Origin of the sequence: Marinobacter sp. F4218 (assembly GCF_019443085.1) — a bacterium.
GTDB classification, from domain to species: domain Bacteria; phylum Pseudomonadota; class Gammaproteobacteria; order Pseudomonadales; family Oleiphilaceae; genus Marinobacter; species Marinobacter albus.
In genome coordinates this window covers 2,089,350-2,107,654 of sequence record NZ_JAHZIL010000003.1, presented here as the reverse complement: position 1 = coordinate 2,107,654, position 18,305 = coordinate 2,089,350, and the positions used below count along the sequence as shown (strand labels likewise).

General features: G+C 64.3%; 17 protein-coding genes and 1 riboswitch. Of the genes, 4 read left to right on the top strand and 13 right to left on the bottom strand.

Annotated features, from left to right (window positions below; translation table 11 throughout):
* Window positions 1–3 precede the first annotated feature (3 nt).
* The 9 genes from bluB to cbiB all read right to left on the bottom strand — a co-directional run bounded on the left by bluB (window position 4) and on the right by cbiB (window position 9,735).
* Window positions 4–702 (bottom strand): 5,6-dimethylbenzimidazole synthase, encoded by a 699-nt coding sequence (bluB, locus tag K0B93_RS13615; protein ID WP_218636363.1) that lies wholly within the window; start codon window positions 700–702, stop codon window positions 4–6.
* Window positions 699–2,174: a cobyric acid synthase gene (locus K0B93_RS13610; protein ID WP_219867722.1), complete on the bottom strand. Its 1,476-nt coding sequence runs from the start codon at window positions 2,172–2,174 to the stop codon at window positions 699–701. Before K0B93_RS13610 ends, bluB begins: the two co-directional genes overlap by 4 nt.
* A gap of 3 nt (window positions 2,175–2,177) precedes the next feature.
* Window positions 2,178–2,789, bottom strand: coding sequence for a cob(I)yrinic acid a,c-diamide adenosyltransferase (gene cobO / locus K0B93_RS13605; RefSeq protein ID WP_218636361.1), 612 nt, complete (start codon window positions 2,787–2,789; stop codon window positions 2,178–2,180).
* 38 nt (window positions 2,790–2,827) lie between these two features.
* On the bottom strand, window positions 2,828–3,607 hold the full coding sequence (locus tag K0B93_RS13600; RefSeq protein WP_219867721.1) for an ABC transporter ATP-binding protein: 780 nt from the start codon (window positions 3,605–3,607) through the stop codon (window positions 2,828–2,830).
* Window positions 3,607–4,578 carry a FecCD family ABC transporter permease gene (locus tag K0B93_RS13595; RefSeq protein ID WP_219867720.1) on the bottom strand — a complete coding sequence of 324 codons (972 nt, stop codon included), beginning with the start codon at window positions 4,576–4,578 and terminating at the stop codon, window positions 3,607–3,609. Before K0B93_RS13595 ends, K0B93_RS13600 begins: the two co-directional genes overlap by 1 nt.
* Before the next feature lie 18 nt (window positions 4,579–4,596).
* Window positions 4,597–5,490 carry a cobalamin-binding protein gene (locus K0B93_RS13590; RefSeq protein ID WP_219867719.1) on the bottom strand — a complete coding sequence of 298 codons (894 nt, stop codon included), beginning with the start codon at window positions 5,488–5,490 and terminating at the stop codon, window positions 4,597–4,599.
* Window positions 5,491–5,544: 54 nt separating this feature from the next.
* A complete protein-coding gene (locus K0B93_RS13585; RefSeq protein WP_219867718.1) occupies window positions 5,545–7,407 on the bottom strand; it encodes a TonB-dependent receptor domain-containing protein in 1,863 nt (620 codons plus the stop codon).
* Between the two features lie 133 nt (window positions 7,408–7,540).
* Window positions 7,541–7,759: riboswitch (cobalamin riboswitch) on the bottom strand.
* A gap of 15 nt (window positions 7,760–7,774) precedes the next feature.
* Window positions 7,775–8,803, bottom strand: coding sequence for a threonine-phosphate decarboxylase CobD (gene cobD / locus K0B93_RS13580; RefSeq protein WP_219867717.1), 1,029 nt, complete (start codon window positions 8,801–8,803; stop codon window positions 7,775–7,777).
* On the bottom strand, window positions 8,800–9,735 hold the full coding sequence (gene cbiB / locus K0B93_RS13575) for an adenosylcobinamide-phosphate synthase CbiB (RefSeq protein WP_219867716.1): 936 nt from the start codon (window positions 9,733–9,735) through the stop codon (window positions 8,800–8,802). The genes cobD and cbiB overlap by 4 nt, the downstream gene beginning before the upstream one ends.
* Before the next feature lie 126 nt (window positions 9,736–9,861).
* Between cbiB and cobT the strand changes: the two genes are divergently transcribed.
* Complete coding sequence (cobT, locus tag K0B93_RS13570; RefSeq protein WP_219867715.1) at window positions 9,862–10,917, top strand: nicotinate-nucleotide--dimethylbenzimidazole phosphoribosyltransferase; 1,056 nt, start codon at window positions 9,862–9,864, stop codon at window positions 10,915–10,917.
* A 3-nt stretch (window positions 10,918–10,920) separates the two neighbouring features.
* Entirely contained in the window at window positions 10,921–11,547 is a 627-nt protein-coding gene (locus K0B93_RS13565) for a histidine phosphatase family protein (protein WP_219867714.1), read from the top strand.
* On the opposite strand, the gene cobU is transcribed toward K0B93_RS13565, so the two are convergent.
* The gene (gene cobU / locus K0B93_RS13560; protein WP_219867713.1) at window positions 11,544–12,089 is read right to left on the bottom strand and encodes a bifunctional adenosylcobinamide kinase/adenosylcobinamide-phosphate guanylyltransferase; all 546 of its coding nucleotides are present in this window, start codon (window positions 12,087–12,089) and stop codon (window positions 11,544–11,546) included. The genes K0B93_RS13565 and cobU overlap by 4 nt on opposite strands.
* A gap of 154 nt (window positions 12,090–12,243) precedes the next feature.
* Here cobU and K0B93_RS13555 point away from each other — a divergent pair, with 154 nt between their 5' ends.
* Window positions 12,244–14,121, top strand: a complete 1,878-nt coding sequence (locus K0B93_RS13555; RefSeq protein ID WP_219867712.1) for a DUF294 nucleotidyltransferase-like domain-containing protein — start codon at window positions 12,244–12,246, stop codon at window positions 14,119–14,121.
* Window positions 14,111–14,836, top strand: a complete 726-nt coding sequence (locus tag K0B93_RS13550; protein ID WP_219867711.1) for a 3'-5' exonuclease — start codon at window positions 14,111–14,113, stop codon at window positions 14,834–14,836. Before K0B93_RS13555 ends, K0B93_RS13550 begins: the two co-directional genes overlap by 11 nt.
* Here K0B93_RS13550 and msrB read toward each other — a convergent pair.
* The 3 genes from msrB to K0B93_RS13535 all read right to left on the bottom strand — a co-directional run bounded on the left by msrB (window position 14,833) and on the right by K0B93_RS13535 (window position 18,288).
* The gene (gene msrB, locus K0B93_RS13545; protein WP_219867710.1) at window positions 14,833–16,008 is read right to left on the bottom strand and encodes a peptide-methionine (R)-S-oxide reductase MsrB; all 1,176 of its coding nucleotides are present in this window, start codon (window positions 16,006–16,008) and stop codon (window positions 14,833–14,835) included. The two genes, K0B93_RS13550 and msrB, sit on opposite strands and share 4 nt — an antisense overlap.
* Before the next feature lie 99 nt (window positions 16,009–16,107).
* A complete protein-coding gene (locus tag K0B93_RS13540; RefSeq protein ID WP_219867709.1) occupies window positions 16,108–17,583 on the bottom strand; it encodes a sensor histidine kinase in 1,476 nt (491 codons plus the stop codon).
* A gap of 3 nt (window positions 17,584–17,586) precedes the next feature.
* Entirely contained in the window at window positions 17,587–18,288 is a 702-nt protein-coding gene (locus tag K0B93_RS13535) for a response regulator transcription factor (RefSeq protein ID WP_219867708.1), read from the bottom strand.
* Between the last annotated feature and the right edge of the window lie 17 nt (window positions 18,289–18,305).

The window sequence follows — 18,305 nt, the reverse complement described above, 5'->3', positions numbered from 1 at the left end:
GGGTTACTGTTTCAGTTCTGCCAGGAGTGACTCGTCCTCCAGCGCCTGCCCCCAAAGATTGCCATGCACCAGGCCATTCAGGGGTAACCGAGACCGCCAGCCTTTGGCCTGGAGCTCCGGCTGGTCCAGAAACTCACTGACGTAACCGAGGCAGAGGTAGGCGAGCGGATAGACATTCTCCGGCAGATCCAGGGTTTTTGCCAACTGGTGCTGGTCCAGGATACTGACCCAGCCAACCCCAATGCCTTCGGCCCTTGCCGCCAGCCACAGATTCTGCACCGCCAGGCAGGTGCTGAACAGGTCGGTTTCGACAATCGAGTTCCGCCCCAGCACATGGGCACCACCACGGCTGCGGTCGCAGGTAATGCAGAGGTTCAGCGGACTCTCCAGAATGCCCTGCAGTTTCAGGCTGCGGTAGGTCTGCTGGCGATCGCCCTGATAGTTGTGCGCCGCCTTGTCATTTTCCGCGTCAAAGATCGCCAGCACCCGGGCCCGGACCTCGACGCTGTCGATGACCAGAAAGTCCCAGGGCTGCATGAAACCCACGGAAGGAGCATGGTGCGCGGCCCTGAGAAGACGGGCCAGGACGTCCGTTGGAACGGGGTCCGGCAGGAACTGGGAGCGAACATCCCGGCGTTCATGAATGGCGCGGTACAGACCGCGGCGCTCATCGTCGCTGAAGGGGCGGTTCGGATCGGTCATATGGGGTTCCCGTTGGTCAGTCCCAGAAGCTGGCGCAGCCAGTCGGTATCGAGGCAGAGTTCGACCTGATCCGCCAGACGGTCCAGCTGCTCCAGGCGATGCTGCTGATAGTCCACGGCAGCCTGGTTGCCGCGCAGCCCCGCCCAGGCGAGTATTGCGTGGCAGGCTTCCGGTTCGTCAAAGACACCATGGACGTAGGTGCCCATGATCTGGCCGTCGGCACTGACGGCGCCATCGGCGGTTCCGCCAAGGTCCGCGAACGGTCGGTCCAGTGCCGGCCCCTCGGTCACGCCATTGTGCATTTCGTAGCCGCTGATACCGGCGTCCTTGCCCCCCGGCGCCCGCATCCTGCCTCGGACATTGCGTAACTGCTTGCCCGCAACCATTCGGGTGCGCATCGCCAACAGCCCCAGCCCCGGGGTGTGCCCCGGATCACTCTCGAGGCCGTCGGGGTCGCCCACCCGTTCCCCGAGCATCTGAAAACCACCGCAGATGCCGAACACCCGGCCGCCATAGCGCAGGTGACGCCGGATCTCGGTGGCCCAACCCTGGGCGGTCAGCCAGTCCAGGTCGTGACGGGTGTTCTTGCTGCCCGGCAACACGATGAGGTCCGCCGGGGGAATGGCTTCGTCCGGACCGATGAACCTCAGGTCCACCCCGGGGTGCAACCGCAAGGGATCGAAATCGTTGTGGTTGCTGATTCTCGGCAGTACCGGCACCACCACCTTCAGGGCGCCGGCCTCGCTGGTGCCGCTGGTCCCGACGCTGTCCTCCGCGTCCACGATCAGTCCATGCAGGTAGGGCAACACGCCGACGACCGGCTTGCCGGTGCGTTCGGTCAGCCAGTCCAGCCCCGGCTCCAGCAGACTGATGTCGCCCCGAAACCGGTTGATGACAAACCCCGCCGTGCGGGCACGCTCGGTACCGGAGATCAGCTCGAGCGTGCCGACCAGCTGGGCGAACACGCCGCCACGATCGATGTCGCCGACCAGCAACACCGGGCAGTCCGCCGCTTCGGCAAAGCCCATGTTGGCAATGTCGTTGGCCCGCAGGTTGATTTCGGCGGGACTGCCGGCGCCCTCGGCAATGATCACGTCGTACCGGGTACTGAGGTTGCGCCAGGCATCCATCACTGCGGCTTTCGCCTCGGCCTTGTAGGCATGGTAGTCGAGGGCATTCATGTTGCCGTGCACCTGGCCCCGAAGGATGACCTGGGCGCCACAATCGGTCTGCGGCTTCAGCAGGACCGGATTCATGTCGCTGTGCGGGGCCAGACCGCAAGCCAGTGCCTGCAGCGCCGTGGACCGCCCAATTTCGCCGCCATCCACGGTCACTGCGCTGTTCAGCGCCATGTTCTGGGGTTTGAAGGGGGCCACGGACACACCCTGCCGGGCCAGCCAGCGACACAGGGCCGCCACCACGGTGGTCTTTCCGGCGTCCGAGGTGGTTCCCTGAACCATCAGCGTCGCCATGTTTTAGAGCTCGACCCCTTTCTGGGCCTTGACGCCCTGGTCCTTGAACGCATGCTTGACCACACCCATTTCGGTGACGGTGTCGGCGAGATCCACCAGTTCGTGCGGGGCGGACCGGCCGGTCACCACCACATGCTGCATTTCCGGGCGGGCCTGCAGGTCATCCAGCACCCGGTCGAGGTCCAGGTAGTCGTATTTGAGCGCGATGTTCAGCTCGTCCAGCAGCACCAGGTCATAGCTGTCATCACCGAGCATCCGGGCGGCGACGTTCCAGGCACTGGCCGCGGCAGCCACGTCCTGGTCACGGTTCTGGGTGTCCCAGGTGTAGCCCTGCCCCATGACGTGGTAATCCACGTTCGGCAGATCCCGGAAAAAGGCTTCCTCGCCGGTGCTGAACGCGCCCTTGATGAACTGGACGATGCCTACCTTCATGCCATGGCCCAGCGCCCGCGCCACCATACCGAAGCCGGAACTGCTCTTGCCCTTGCCAGGGCCGGTCAGGACCAGCAACACACCCTGCTCCTTCTGGGCCCGGGCAATGCGTTCCTGCATGATTTTCTGTTTCGCCGCCATGCGGCGGGCATGACGTTCCGGGTCTTTGGCGCGTTCACGCATGATCGAGTCCTCCAGACGGGTTGGATGCAACGGGTTTCCTAGTCCATACCGGACCGGGCGGGCACGAATACCGGGGCACCATCGGCCTCCACGGTAATCAGTTTCTGGCCGTAGAGGCTTTCCAGGGCCTCGGGCACCAGCATGTGGTCGGCCGGGCCCCAGCAGGCGTCGCCACTGGGGTACAACAACAGGATATGGTCACACCAGCGGGCCGCCAGGTTCAGGTCGTGCAAACACATGAACACCGCACGGCCGGCGCTGGCGAGCGATTTCAGCAACTGCATCACCGCCACCTGGTGGTGCAGGTCAAGATGGTTGGTGGGCTCATCCAGCAGCCACAGGGACGGATTCTGGGTCAGCACTGTGGCAATGGCCACGCGCTGGCGCTCACCGCCGGACAGGGTATTGACCAGCCGGTCGGCGAGATGACCGACATCCAGTTGCTCGAGGGCAGCCCGGGCGCTGGCCAGGTCCTCACCGCTCTCCATCTGCCAGGGCGACAGCCAGGGATGCCGACCGATCAGCGCCGTCTCCAGCACGGTGGCCGGAAAACCGTCCTGGCGTTCCTGGAACACCAGCCCCAGCTGTTGCGACACCAGCCTGCGCCTCAGATCCGCCAGCGGCTGATCCCCCAGGTACACCTGGCCATGGCGCGGGGGACGCAGGCCAGCGAGGGTGTGGAGCAAGGTGGTCTTGCCGGCGCCGTTCGGCCCGAGCACGCCCCACATCTGCCCGGGAGCGACGGTCAACCCGAGCGGGCTGCCATCGGCCCGATCCGGAATATCGATCACCAGCTCGCGGGTGTGCAGGGCTCTCATCAGCGGCTCCGGTAAAGCAGATACAGGAAAGTGGGCACCCCAAGCAGCGCGGTGATTACCCCCACCGGCAGCTGCTCGGGGGCAATCACCACCCGGGCCAGGGTATCCGCCAGCACCAGCAGCGTGCCGCCGGCCAGGGCACAGGCTGGCAGGATCAGGCGCTGGTCATTGCCGAACACGAGGCGAAGCATGTGCGGCACCACGAGACCCACGAAGCCGATACTGCCGGCAGTGGTCACTGCAGTCGCCGTCAACAGGCTCGCGACAATGTATACCAACCACTCCAGCGGACGCACCGACACGCCAAGCACGGCCGCCTGAAGGGGGCCACGAGCCAGCACATTCAGGCTCCGCCCCAGCGGCACCACCAGGAAACAGGCGCCCAGCAAGAGCAGCAATGCCGGGGCGGGAGAGCGCGCGTAAGACACATCCCCCATGAGCCAGTACAGCATGCCCGGCAGTCGCTGGGCCGGACTGACGGCGAGAATCAGCGTAATGATCGCACCCCAGCCGGCCGCTACCACCACCCCGGTCAGCAACAACCGGGACGGTGTCCAGCTTCCGGTCCCGTGGGCGAGGCCGAAGACCAGGAAGGTCGCGAGCAGGGCGCCGGCAAAGGCGGAACCGGACACCAGCATGCCGCCCACTCCGGCCAGCATGGCCAGCAAGGCGCCGACGGCAGCCCCCCCGGACAATCCCAGTACATAGGGGTCCGCCAGCGGATTGCGCAGGAGCACCTGCATCAGGGCACCGGCCACGGCCAGCAGCCCGCCGGTGGCGAAGGCCGCCAGGGTCCGCGGCAGGCGAAGATCAAGAATCAGCGTTTGCTGCAGGTCGGTGCCCTGGCCGGCTAGCACGGCCAGAAGGTCCGACAGCCCGACGCCGACACTGCCGACGCTGACCGACAGACCGATGGCTGCCAGCCCGGCCAGGGCCAGCAACCACAGCGGACGTGAGACCGAGCGGGTCATGGCCGGGGCTCCCGAAGGCTACCGACGGGCACGGGCAGTCTCCAGTTTCTCACAGAACAGACGGCTGCCCTCCAGCATACGCGGTGTTGGCCGCTGAATCAGGGAGGGCGGCACGAAGAACAGGTTGCCCTGTGCGGTGGCGCGTAACTCGGGAAAACCGGCCCAGCGCGTCAGCCAGTGGCGGTTCTCCTCCCCCATTCCACCGGCCAGTATGGCTTCCGGGTTGGCCGCCAGCACCGCTTCGGTGCTGATCCGTGGCACCAGCCGGTCAAGGTCGCCAAAAACATTGCGACCGCCGCAAAGGGTGATCACCTTGCCGATCAGGTGCTGGTCATTGACCGACATCAGTGGCTCATCCCAGACCTGATAAAACACCGGAACCGGCGATGCCTGTTGAAAGCGGGTGCGCAGGCTGGCCATGCCCTTCCGGAAGGCGTCTGCTTCGGCAAACCCCGTGGACTCGGTGCCGGCCAGCACCGCCAGTCGCTCGATGGCCGACGAGACGCCTTCGAACGTTCGAGGCTCGATCGCAAAGACCGGCAGGCCGAGGTCGTCCAGTGCATCCAGCTGTTCGCCCGGATTGCCCGTCACCCAGCCAATCACCAGGTCCGGCCGCAGGCTGATCAGGGCCTCAAGGTCGAGCCGGGTATGACTGCCCACGGACGGCACCGTTTTCGCCATTTCCGGGTAATCGCTGTAGGCCACCACAGCCACCACCTGGTCACCGGCGCCTGCCGCCCACACCAGTTCCGTCGCCCCCGGAGACAGGGCGGCAATGCGCTGGGCCGGCTCGGGCAGACAGATCCGGCGACCGGTGTCGTCCACGGCGCAGACCTCGGCGCTGGTAAGCGCGGGCATTAGCCACGCCAGCAGCGCCAGTGTCGTTACCCTGAACCACCTGATGGTCAGCATGTATGGTTTCACCTATCGAGTCTGGCCAGCGGCCATGTTGTCATCCGGTCCGGATCAAAGCTCATACCGTATCGACGCCATCGCGGTTCGGCCAGCCGACAGGTACTGGCGGCCATCGAAACGCTCGGCGGTCGCGTAGGTCCGGTCGAACACGTCGGTAACACTCAGCTTGCCGGTCCAGTCCGGTGCAAAGCGCCAGATCGCGCGCAGGTCCAGTGTGCCATAGCCCGGCAGCCGCTTGGTGTTGGCCGCATCGTCGTAACGGTAGCCCTCGGCCACCAGGGTGCCGCCGAGGGTCCAGGTGTTGATATCACGATCGATGTCCAGTCGTGCGCCCTGCCCACTGCGACGGCGCAGCCGATTGTCGGTGCCGGCATCGCGGGCATCGGTCAGTGTCAGCGCCAGATGAGTCCGCCAGCCGCCCCGTTCGAAACCGGCCCCCAGCTCCAGGCCGCGGATCTCCGCCTCGTTCACGTTTTCCGGGCGTAGATTGCCCGCGCCATCGTCGGAGAGCGCAATCAGGTTATCAATGTCCAGTTGATACGCCGCCACGTCCCAGAACCAGTCCGGATAGCGCCCGCTGAAGCCCAACTCCACGGCGCTGCTTTCCTCGGGTTTCAGGTCGGGATTACCGGCGTAGGAGCCGCCGAAGGAGTAGGTTTCCAGGGGGTAATAGAGATCATTGAACGTGGGCGCACGGAACGAGGTGCCGTAACTGACCCGAATCCGGTGCGAACGGTCGAACGCGTGCCCGAGGGCGACCCCGCCGGTTTCCTCCCGCCCATAGGCTTCGTTGTCGTCGCCACGCAGACTGACCTGGACGTCGGTCGGCCCGAAATTCAGGCGCAGCTGACCGAAGAGCGCGGCGTTGTTCCGGCTGTTTTCGTCGAAGCCCGTGCTCGATTTGACCTCATCCGAGGAGAGCTCGCTGCCTAGGACCAGCTCATGCACGTCGCGGGTGAAGGTATTTTCCCAGCGCGCGGTGCGGGTGCGGGTGTTGAATACCGAATCGGCGAAGGCATCGTTCGCGGTTTCCTGCTCGTCCCGTGCCTCGTTCAGGTCAATGCGGGTGCGCCAGTAGTCGCTCAGCGGCGTGTCCAGGGAAAAACCAACCGCCCGGAGCGTGAAATCGGTGTTTCCGCCCTCAAACTCGGTGTTGCCCCGGGATTCGAACACCGACACTCCGGCTTCGCCGCCATTGGGCAGCGTATGGCTCAGGCGGGCGACACCCGCACTGTTGCGGAAACCGCGATCCTCGCCACCTTCGATCAGTTCGGTACCGTCGGTGTTCTTGTGTACGCCGCTCACACTGAAACTGGTGACACCATCGCCCAGGCTTACGCCCGCCGCCCCTTTGCGGGTATCAAAACTGCCACCACCGGCTTCAACCCAGCCGCGCGGGCCCGCTTCCGGCCTCAGGGTAAAGGCCTGGATCACACCGCCAACCGCATCCGCACCGTAAAGACTGCTGCGGGGGCCCCGCACAATCTCGACCCGCTCAATCAGCTCCTTGGGCACGAACTGCCAGGGCGCACCGCCGCTGGTTGCCGACCGGATCCGGATGCCATCGAGCAGCAGCACCGTGGAATCATTGGAGGTACCGCGGGTATACACACTGGTGTTCTTGCCGAACGCCCCGTTGGAGACCACCGTCACACCCGGCTGGCCCCGGAGCAGGTCCGCAAACTCATTCGGAGCCTGCTTTTCGACGGTGTCTTCATCCAGCACGGTCACTGACGACAGGCTTTCACCCACGGTTCGCGGGCCGAGGGTGGCGGTAACAACAATCGGATCAAGCTCGGTGGCATCGCCGGAAACGGAGGACTGTTCGGCCATTGCAAGACCGGAAACCAGGGGCAGGGAACTCAGGATAACGCCAGCCCCGACGTTGGGCAGACTGTCTTTCAGGAAACTCATAACCATACTCACTCACACGCCGCACGCACCCGTGCGGGGGATTCTTGTCGGGTTGCGCGGGGCAGGTCTGGCGGGTGGGTAAGAGTAGTCACGGGCCCGGGAGGCAGTTCACCCACCGCCGTCGCCCTCCGCAACGTCTGGTGTGTAAACAGGCCGGTCTCCGGGCTTATGAGCGGTGCGGCCAAGCGCACTGCGGTGATCGCCTTCCCATGCCTGGGCACAGTGGCGCACTCGATCACCGTTAACTCACATACCGTTGCGGGGGCAGCGCCGGACTCTCACCGGCTTCCCGTTTCACCCCTGCGATGTCGGCAAAACATCGCATCGGGGCACCTGAAAACGAGCGGCAAGGCTAGCAATCGGTCACTCACTGGTCAATGACAAATGACATGCCCTCGAGACCCCGGGCAAGTCTTTGCCAGTCCGATTCGGGCCCCGGGAGACCAAGCCGAAGCGCCGCCGGTCGGTCGAAATGCCGCACCAGAATGCCTTGCCGGGCCAGCTCCGCGTGCAGGTGACCGGCTCCGGGATGCGGGAGGTATCGGAACAGGAGCGTACCCTGGGTGCCGGGCAGGCCCAGTCCGGCCAGAAGTTCGCCCAGGCGCTGCGATGCCCCACGCAGGTGGCTTTCGGCGCTGTCTTGCCAACGGGTGTCCTGCAGCGCCCGAGCCATCAGGAAGCGGGCAGGTCCGCTGAGCGCCCATGGGCCAGTCACAACCCTGAGCCCCTCGCCGATGGCGGCGTCGGTCAGGACCGCGCCGGCACGCACCCCCGCCAGGCCGAAAAACTTGCCAAGGGACTTGAGCACCACCAGCCCGGGCTGGCCTGACACGGCGGCAAGACTGGCACTGTCCCCCGCGGTCAGGAACGCCTCGTCGACAACGAGCCAGCCCCCCCGCGCCTGCAGACGCGCCAGCCAGCCCAGGAGCCGGTCGCGTTCAAGGCGTCGTCCGGTCGGATTATTGGGGTTGATCCAGACGACCACATCGAGCGCATCAAGCCAGTCATCACCGGCCGCCAGATCGGCATCGGTTACCGGCACCACGACGTGGCCCGCAGAGGCCCAGCAGTGGGCGTGTTCAGCGTAACCGGGCTCAGGCACACCGACCCGGCAGGCCCGACGCAGGCGGGGTAAGGTCTGTATCGCGGCCTGACTGCCGGGTACCGGGACACAGACTGATGTCGCGGGCGCGCCGCACCAGTCCCGAACCACAGCCTCCAGATCGTCGTTGTCCTCCGGCAGACGCTGCCAGACCGACGCGGGAATGTCCGGCACCGGCCAGCCCAGCGGATTGATGCCGGTGGACAGGTCCAGCCACTGATCGACCGGTCGGTTCCAGCGCCGGGCAGCCTCGGTGAGCCGGCCGCCATGGGCTAATCGAGACGGGCCGGTCACCACAGCACCTCCTGGGCGCCAACCAGCAAAACCAGGGCAGCAAGCCAGAGCCCGACACCAAGATGAACCAATCGGATGGCATCACGAATGGTTCCGGCCTCTGGCTCGGTGCCGCTGCCCAGCCACGGGCGATCCTTGATTCCGGTGGCATAGGGCGCGGGGCCACCCAGCCGGACCCCCAGAGCACCCGCACCGGCAGCCATGACCGGTCCGGCGTTCGGACTGTCCCAGAGCGGCGCCTGGGTACGCCAGCAGCGCCAGGCGCGGCGGGTGTTGCCAAGGCAGGCGTAGGTCAGTGCCGTCAACCGGGCGGGCACCCAGTTCATGGCATCGTCCAGCCGGGCGGCGCAGCGGCCGAACCGGTAAAATCGGGGGGTCCGATAGCCCCACATGGCATCAAGGGTATTGATCATCCGGTGCAGCACAACCCCGGGTACCCCGGCCACGAGAAACCAGAACAGACTGGCAAACACCGCATCCGCCCCATTCTCGAGCATCGATTCGGTGGCGGCAGCCGCCACCCCGCGTTCATCCAGCGCGGCCGCATCCCGGCTGACAATCCGGGCCACCTGTGTGCGAGCCTCGTCCAGCCGGTGTCCGGCCAGCGGGCGGGCGACGGCCAGACCGTGCTCGGCGAGACCACGCAACGACAACGCCAACCAGAGCGTGAGAACTTCCAGGACCAGCAAAAAGGCTGGCGACAGCATCCCGACCAGCAACCAGAGCGCCAGGGTAACGGGAACCACCAGAGCCAGCACCGCCAGGACACCCCGGCCAATGCCCGCCGGCCGGGACCGGTTGACCTGATGCTCAATCCAGCCGGCGAGTTGCCCAAAGCCGACCACCGGGTGCCAGCGCCGGGGCTCACCCAGCCACCGATCCAGCACCAGCGCTACAGCACACACCGCCACCGATTCCAACACACCGTCCAAAAATAGGGCTCCATAGCTCTCAGGTTCCGTCAGGAGCGACAGTCTACTCGACCCAAAGCCAACCTTGACACCGTTTCAGCCTCGGTGGAGTATCGGGCGCCTGTCTCACCCGACTGGAATCATGCCATGACTCTGCCCGACTGCTGGACCCGGCCTCTGCCCCGAACCGACGAACATTGCCGCGAACAGGCCCGCCAGAGGCAGTCTGTGCTGACCAAACCGCCCGGCTCCCTCGGCACGCTGGAGCAGATCGCGATTACCTTGAGCGGCCAGCAGGCAACCGCAACGCCGGCCGTCGACCGGGTTCACATCGCCGTCTTTGCCGGTGACCACGGTGTCTGTGCGGAGGGCATTTCTGCCTTCCCGCAAGCGGTGACGGCCCAGATGATTGCCAACTTTGCCCATGGCGGCGCCGCGATCAGCGTTATGGCACGGCACCTTGGCGCGTCACTGGAGGTGGTCAACCTGGGAACCGTGGGTGAGGTGCCAGACGGACTCAGCGGTGTGGTGGACGCGACCATCAGGCCGCAAACAGGGAACCTGGCCCAGGAACCGGCCATGACCGAAAGCGAGGTCGGCGCGGCCCTGACGGCAGGGGACCACGCCGCCCAGCGGGCGGCCGAGGCAGGAGCCCAACTGTTCATCGCCGGGGATATGGGCATTGGCAACACCACCGCAGCCACGGCGCTGGCCTGCTGCCTGCTGGGTCAGAATCCGGATGCGCTATCCGGGCCCGGTACCGGCCTCGATGCCCGGGGCGTCTGTCACAAGGCGGAGGTCATCAAACGGGCGCTGGGTCGGCACGGCGAGGACCAGTCGCCAATGGGCGCTCTCGCGTCGCTGGGGGGACTGGAAATTGCGGCCATAGCCGGCGCAATCCTGGGAGCCGCGGGCCGCCGGATTCCGGTGTTGATTGACGGCTACATTGTCTCTGTCGCAGCGTTGGTGGCGGTCCGTCAACAACCGGAACTCGGCCAGTGGCTGTATTTCGGACACCAATCCGCCGAGCCCGGCCATCGTCGGGTCCTCGATGCGCTGGCGTCCTCGCCCCTGCTATCGCTCGGGATGCGCCTGGGGGAAGGCAGTGGCGCGGCGGTGGCAGTTCCTCTGCTGCGTTCCGCCTGCGCCCTCCACAACGGCATGGCCAGCTTTGCCGATGCTGGCGTCAGTGACAGGAGCTAGATCATGACCCGGGACAGTCAGCAGCCAACCGCCGACACCTCGTTCCTCGACCTGATCCGCCACGGGGAACCCGAGGGCGGCCCCATGTTTCGTGGCAGCCAGGACGATCCCCTGAGTGAGACCGGCTGGAAACAGATGCGCGCTGCCATCTCCGACAGCGACTGCTGGGACGCGGTACTGACCTCCCCCCTGCAACGCTGCCGCCAGTTCGCCGAGGAAGTTGCCGATACCCGAAACCTGCCGCTCTTCGTGGAGCCGGATCTGCGGGAAGTGAGCTTTGGCGCCTGGGAAGGCCGGACCTCGCAGCAGATCCTGACCGAATACGGCGACCAGCTGAGCGCGTTCTGGGACGATCCGACGGCCATTACCCCGCCCGAAGGCGAGCCCATTGACGCGTTCTACCGGCGAGTGACCCGCGCCGGAGCGCTCTGGCAACGCCGGCTGGCCGGCCAGCGGATTCTGGTGGTTTGTCACGGCGGCGTGATCCGAATGTTGCTCGCAGATGTCCTGCACATTCCGCTGTCGCGCTCATTCGCGGGTTTTGCCGTCCCCTACGCCTGCCGAAGCCTGATCCGGTTCGACCGGAGCGAGCACGGACTGTTACGGAGCCTGCTTCGCCACGGCGGCTAGAATCCGGACCCTTTCAGGATCTGGGGCAAACCGGCCACCGACAGCACCACACGGTGACAGCGGGCGGCCAACGCCTGGTTCAGCCAACCCAGCTCGTCGGCAAAACGTCGGGTCAGCGGGTCCATGCCAATCGTGCCCAACCCGACCTCGTTACTGACGATCGCGACCGGACCGGGGTAATTGGCCAGGCTGTCCAGAAACCGGGCACGCTCGGCGGCGAACACCTCTTCACCGGCAAACATCAGGTTACTGACCCACAGGCCCATGCAATCGATCAGCAGCCCGGGCGGGTGCGTTGACCGCGCCTGGGCCTGCAGGACCTCACCCAGGCGCAACGGTTCTTCAATCAACCCCCAGTGCCCGGGGCGACCGGCCCGGTGACGGTCGATCCGGGCGGCCATTTCGTCGTCGCCGGCGGTCGCTGTCGCGACATAGGTGACCCGGTCCCAGGCCGTCGCCACGGTTTCCGCCAGGGCGGTCTTGCCGGACCGGATTCCTCCCAATACCAGAGTGTGGTCCGTCGCCTGCGTTCCTGTGTTCATACTGCGGATTCCTTCGAAACATCGGTCATCGTTCGCGAAATCATGTCACGGAGCCCGGTTTCAAAACCAGACGTTTTACCGGATGGTTACTGTTTGCCCCCCCTGCTATATTCGATAACCAAACCATTGCCTTAGCCAGTTATCAGGGAGCGTCATGCAGGCCGAGCTCATCGACATTCGCAATCACCTCGCCAACTTTCCGCCCTTTGACGAGATGTCCGAGGAATTGCTGGACCGGGTTGTGTCCAGCATTGAGGTGGAATACTTTCGCGCCGGGAGCCCCATTCTCGAGTTCGGCAGCCCCAATCACTGGCTGTACTACATTCGCAGTGGGGCCGTGGAGATTTTCCGGCGTTCCGGCGAACTCTACAATCGCATCACCGAGGGCGACATCTTCGGCCAGTTTGGCCTGTTGATGCATCAGAAGGTCCGCTTTCCGGCCAAAGCCCTGGAAGACACCCTGGTCTATCGAATCCCGGAAGAAACCTTTCGGTTCCTGTTCGAAGCAGATGACAACTTCGCCGATTTCGTGGAGGTCGAGGATAAATCACGCCTGCGCTCGGCCCTGTCCCGCCGGGAGAAGTCCAACGAACTGATGACCTCCCGGGTGACCCGGCTGATCTCCCGGGAGCCGATTTCCGCCCCGTGCACCGTACGCCTGCAGGAAGCGGCCCGGATCATGACCGACCACGGCGTTTCCGCCCTGCTGTTAATGGAAGACCACGGCGATCACCCGCGTCTCAAAGGCATCATTACCGATCGCGACCTCCGAACCCGCGCGGTGACCGAAGCCCTGCCTTCGGAAACCCCCGTCTGTGAAATCATGTCCGAAGACCTGATCACCATCCGCGCCAGCGCCTTCATCTTCGAGGCCATGCTCACCATGCTGCACAACAACGTGCACCACCTGCCGGTGATGGACAAGAGAGAGGTCCGCGGGGTGATCGCCCTGGCCGACATCGTCAAGTACGAGAGCCAGAGCAGCCTGTACCTGGTGAGCAACATCTACCACCAGCAGGATGTGGCCGGCCTGAAAAAGGTCAGCCGGGATGTGCCCGACAGCTTCGTCCGCATGGTCAACGAAGACGCCAACTCGCACATGGTCGGCAGTGCCATGGCCGGCATCGGACGCAGTTTCACCCAGCGCCTTCTGGAGCTGGGGGAAGAGAAACTTGGACCGCCCCCGGTTCCCTACTGTTTCATGGCCCTCGGTTCCATGGCCCGGGACGAACAGCTGGTGGTGACCGACCAGGACAACGCCATGATCCTGGACGACAGCTTCGTGCCGGATGAGCACGACGATTACTTCCGGGCCCTGGCCAAATTCGTCAGCGATGGCCTGGCCGAGTGCGGCTACAGCTACTGTACCGGCGACATCATGGCCACCAACCAGAAATGGCGCCAACCCCTGAGCGTGTGGAAACAGTATTTCACCGACTGGATTGAGAATCCCAAGGCCGAGGCCCTGCTGAACAGCAATATTTTCTTCGACCTGGACGGTATCTATGGCAAGACCGACTTTGCCGAAGAACTCAAGACCCTGGTGGCCGAGAAGGCCAGCAACAGCCAGCGTTTCCTGACCATGCTGGCCCGCAATGCCCTGAACCGGACGCCGCCGATCGGGTTCTTCCGAAGCTTTGTGCTGGAGGAAGGTGGCCAGCAGCGCAAGACCTTCAACCTCAAGCGTCGGGGTACTGCTCCGCTGTCTGACCTGATCCGGGTTCATGCCCTGGCCTGCGGGTCCCGGGCCCAGAATTCCTTCGAGCGGCTCAAGGCGATTGGCAAGACCAAGCTCATCCTCGACGACGACCTGGGTAACCTGCGCGATGCCCTGGAGTTCATCGCCATCGTCCGGATCCGCCACCAGGCCCTCGCCATCGAGGAGGGCCGTGAGCCGGACAACAACGTGCGACCGGAGGACCTGTCACCGTTCGAGCGCAGCCACCTGAAAGATGCCTTCCAGGTGGTAAGCAACGCCCAGAAATTCCTTCGATTCCGCTACAACGCGGGGGTGGGCCGGAATGTCCAGTAAACCCGTCAGCGATACAACGGACCCTGGCAACTGGCCCGAACGATACCGGGCGCTGGCACAGGACGCGCGCAACCCACTGCTCAAGGAATTCTATGAGGCCGGGTGCGTGGCGCCGGATACGCCCCTGGCAGACGTGCCGATGGTGGCCCTGGATTTTGAGACCACCGGTCTGGACCCGAGTCAGCACTCAATCGTCAGCGTGGGAATGGTGCCCTTCTCCCTGAACGGAATTCAGCTGGGCGCCGCCCGGCACTGGGTAGTTCGCCCGAAACTCCCCCTGCACCAGGCCTCGGTCGAGATTCATGGCATTACCCACGCCGACATCGCTCACGCGCCGGACCTCTCGGAAATTCTGGAATGGATTTTCGACTTGCTGAAGGGGCGGGTTCCGGTGGTGCACTACCGCAACATTGAGCGCCAGTTTATGGACGTTGCCCTGAAATGGCGGTTGGGGGAAGGCATCCAGTTTCCCGTGCTGGACACCATGGCCATCGAAGCGCACATCTACCCGGAGCGGCATCCGTCCCGGTGGCAGCGACTGCTGGGCAAGCGACCAATCTCGATCCGGCTCAGCGACAGCCGCTCCCGGTACGGGCTTCCTCACTACGCGGCCCATAATGCCCTGATCGACGCCATCGCGACGGCGGAGCTGCTACAGGCGCAGATTCACCACCACTTCAGCCCGCAAACGCCGATCAGGGAACTCTGGCTCTAAATGTTCTGGCCGTCGGTCACCTCGTCGATGTACTCGCCGTAGCCACGGGCCTCCATTTCTTCCAGCGGGATGAATTCGAGGGCCGCCGAGTTCATGCAATAGCGCAGACCGGTCGGTGCCGGGCCGTCATCGAACACATGCCCCAGGTGCGAATCGGCATAGCGGCTGCGAATCTCGGTGCGGGTGCTGAAGAAGGATTTGTCCTCCCGCTCGACCACAGCGTCGTTGCTGATTGGCCGGGTGAAGCTGGGCCAGCCAGTGCCCGACTTGTACTTGTCCCGGGAGGAAAACAGCGGTTCACCGGAGACAATGTCCACATACAGCCCCGGTTGCTTGTTATCCCAGTAGCGGTTGTTGAACGCGCGCTCGGTGCCGTCCTCCTGGGTAACCTCGTACTGGATATCCGTGAGGCGTTGCTTGAGTGCCGCCTGGTCCGGCTTCACAAAGCTTTCCGGATCAAAGCCATCGCCCGCCTTGCCGGCCTTCATCGCGCCCGGCTGAAACCGGGAGAAATCCAGCTCGTAGTCCTCGCCATACACCTTCTCGATGAACTGGTAGCGGCCGGAATTGAACGTGTAGAAGTTGTAGCGCAGGGGATTCTTCTTGTAGTAGTCCTGGTGATACTTCTCTGCCGGGTAAAAGACGTCCAGCGGCACGATCTCGATAACGACCGGCTTGTCATATACACCGGACGCCTGAAGCTCGGCCTTGGCGGCTTCTGCCAGACGCTTCTGCTCCGCATCGTGATAGAAGATGGCCGGACGATACTGTTTGCCCCGGTCCACGAACTGGCCATTGGCATCGGTCGGATCCATTATGCGCCAGAGTCCCTGCAGCAACCCTGCGTAGGTCATCTGATCCGGATCGTAATACACCTGTACGGCCTCGGTATGGCCGGTGGAACCGGACGACACCTGCTTGTACGTCGGATTCGCCTCGTCACCCCCAGCATAGCCGGATACGGCTTCCACCACACCCGGGATTTTTTCGTAGCCGGCCTCCACACACCAGAAGCAGCCACCGGCAAAAGTCGCGACGGCCAGATCCGGATTATCCGGTGCATATTCGCTGGTTTGCGCGGCGTGCTTGTCCGCCGTGGCGTAGGCCGCAAACAGTGCGCCCGCAGAGCCGATAACCAGAGCGGTGGCAATTCCTATCATCTTGCGTTTCATTGGAAGTCTCCTGTGAATGATTCCATGCTGCCAGCGTATCGCCGTGGCTTCACGAAAACGTTCAAAGACTATTACGAATCTATAACGGCGCGGATTTATTCATTGCCCGGGCAGCCAGACCCGGAATTCGGCACCGGCCGAGGCTCCGTTTCGTACCGAGATGCGGCCTTTCTGGAGTTCCGCCATGCGTTGGGCAATGGCCAGCCCCAGCCCGGCATGGCCCGTACGGGCAGCGCCCGAGGCCTGGTAGAAGGGTTCAAACAGGTGCTCCAGGTCGTCGGCGTCGATGCCGGGGCCGGCGTCGGTGACGGCAATGCAGGCACCCCCGTCGCTGCGTTCCACGGCCAGGGTGACGCGGCTGTCCGCCGGGGCGTGACCTATCGCGTTGCTGATCAGGTTGTCGAGGATACGTTCGGTCATGGCAATGTCTGCGTTCACCATCACCGCGTCGGCGCCGACAATCTCGAGGGATACCGCCGCGCGCTCCGCCTCGGGCTGGTGTTTCTGGACCACGTCGTGGACCAGCTCGGCAATCATGCAGGGTTCCGGAGCGGGCTGCTTTTCCCGGGCCTCGAGGGCCGCCAGCTCGAACAGTTCATCTACCAGGCGGCCCAGCCGATGGGTTTCGGCCAGCGCCACCTTGAGGAAACGCCCCCGTTCTGTGGGGCTCAGGTCCGCCTGCTTTAACTGCAGGGCTTCGAGGTACCCCTGAATCGACGCCAGGGGCGTGCGCAGGTCGTGGGAGACCTGGGCCACCAGCTGGCGCCGCTGATGGTCCTTGTCCTTGAGCAAGTCCAGCTGGGCGGCAATGCGACGGGCCATCTGGTCAAAGCGTTCGGTCAGGTAATCAATGTCATCACCCCGCACCGGAACCCGATCGGGCGTCTGGGCCACGACCACATCCGCATCGCCGGCCTCAAAACTCTCGACCCGCTCTGTCAGTCGCGACAGCCGGCGTGTGAGCAGCCGGAAAAACACCAGCCCCGCCAGCAGCCCCACAAACAGGCTTACCGCGAGGGCACCGGCACCCATCTGGAGCAGCCGGTCGCTGTGCACCATGCTCTCGGCGGTGTCATATTCCTCGCCGCGCAGCACCACATAGAGATAACCAGAGGGATTCACGTCGGACGGCACCGGCGTCACCGAGAAGACCTTGCGCCGGTCGTGGCTGCGCGGATCGTCCCCCGGCAGCGGGTAGGCCGTCGGGTCGGAAAGCAGGGTCTGGATCGGCGCCAGAGATACCCGGTTGCGTTTGATTTTGTCCGGATCCGCGGAGTAGGAGAGGATCCGCCCCTCGCGATCGAGCAGGTAAATCTCAATGCTGGGGTTGATGGTCATGTAGAGATTAAACAACTCTTTAAGGGCGTTGCGATTGAGCTTTCCATCGGTCACCAGGTTGCGGTCAGAGACCAGGTTGCTGGCCAGATCCCGGTTGAGTTCCTGATTGACCGCCGCGGTGTACTCCCGCACCGAGTAAAGGCTCAGCACGGTAAACAGCCCGCCGACGATCACCAGCAGCAGGAACAGGCCCAGGGCCAGCCGGGCATAGAGGGTTCGGAAAACCGACAGCGCCATGGTTCAGTCCATGAACCGGTAACCGACGCCCCAGACGGTCTGGACGTACCGGGGTTCGGCGGGATCAGCCTCGATCTTGTTCCGAAGCCGGTTGATGTGGGTGTTCACGGTGTGCTCGTAACCTTCGTGGTTGTAGCCCCAGACCGAATCCAGCAACTGGGCCCGGCTGAAGACCCGGCCCCGATGGCGGGCGAAGTGCCAGAGCAGGTCGAATTCCCGGGCGGTAAGCTCCACCTCCCGATCATCCACAAACACCCGGCGACGCACCGGGTCTATCCGCAACCCGTCCACTTCCAGCGGCTCGGCCTCGGCCGGGATATCTTCGCGGGCAGACAGGGCATCCACACGGCGGAACAGGGCCTTGATGCGCGCCGCCAGTTCGGCCACGCTGAACGGCTTGGTCAGGTAATCGTCGGCGCCCATTTCCAGCCCCAGCACCCGGTCCAGCTCGGTGCTCTTGGCGGTCAGCATCAGCACCGGGACATAGCCGGGGCTGGACCGGATCTCACGGCAGACCGCGAGACCGTCCATCCCCGGCAACATCAGATCCAGGATCACCAGATCGATACCCCCCTGGCGAAAACGTGCAAGGCCCTCATCCCCGCGATCGACAAGAATGGCCGCCATCCCCAGATCGGTCACCTGCATGCGCACAAGCTCACCGATGCCCGGGTTGTCCTCAATGATCAGTACGGTTCGTGTCATGATCTCCTGGCTCTGGT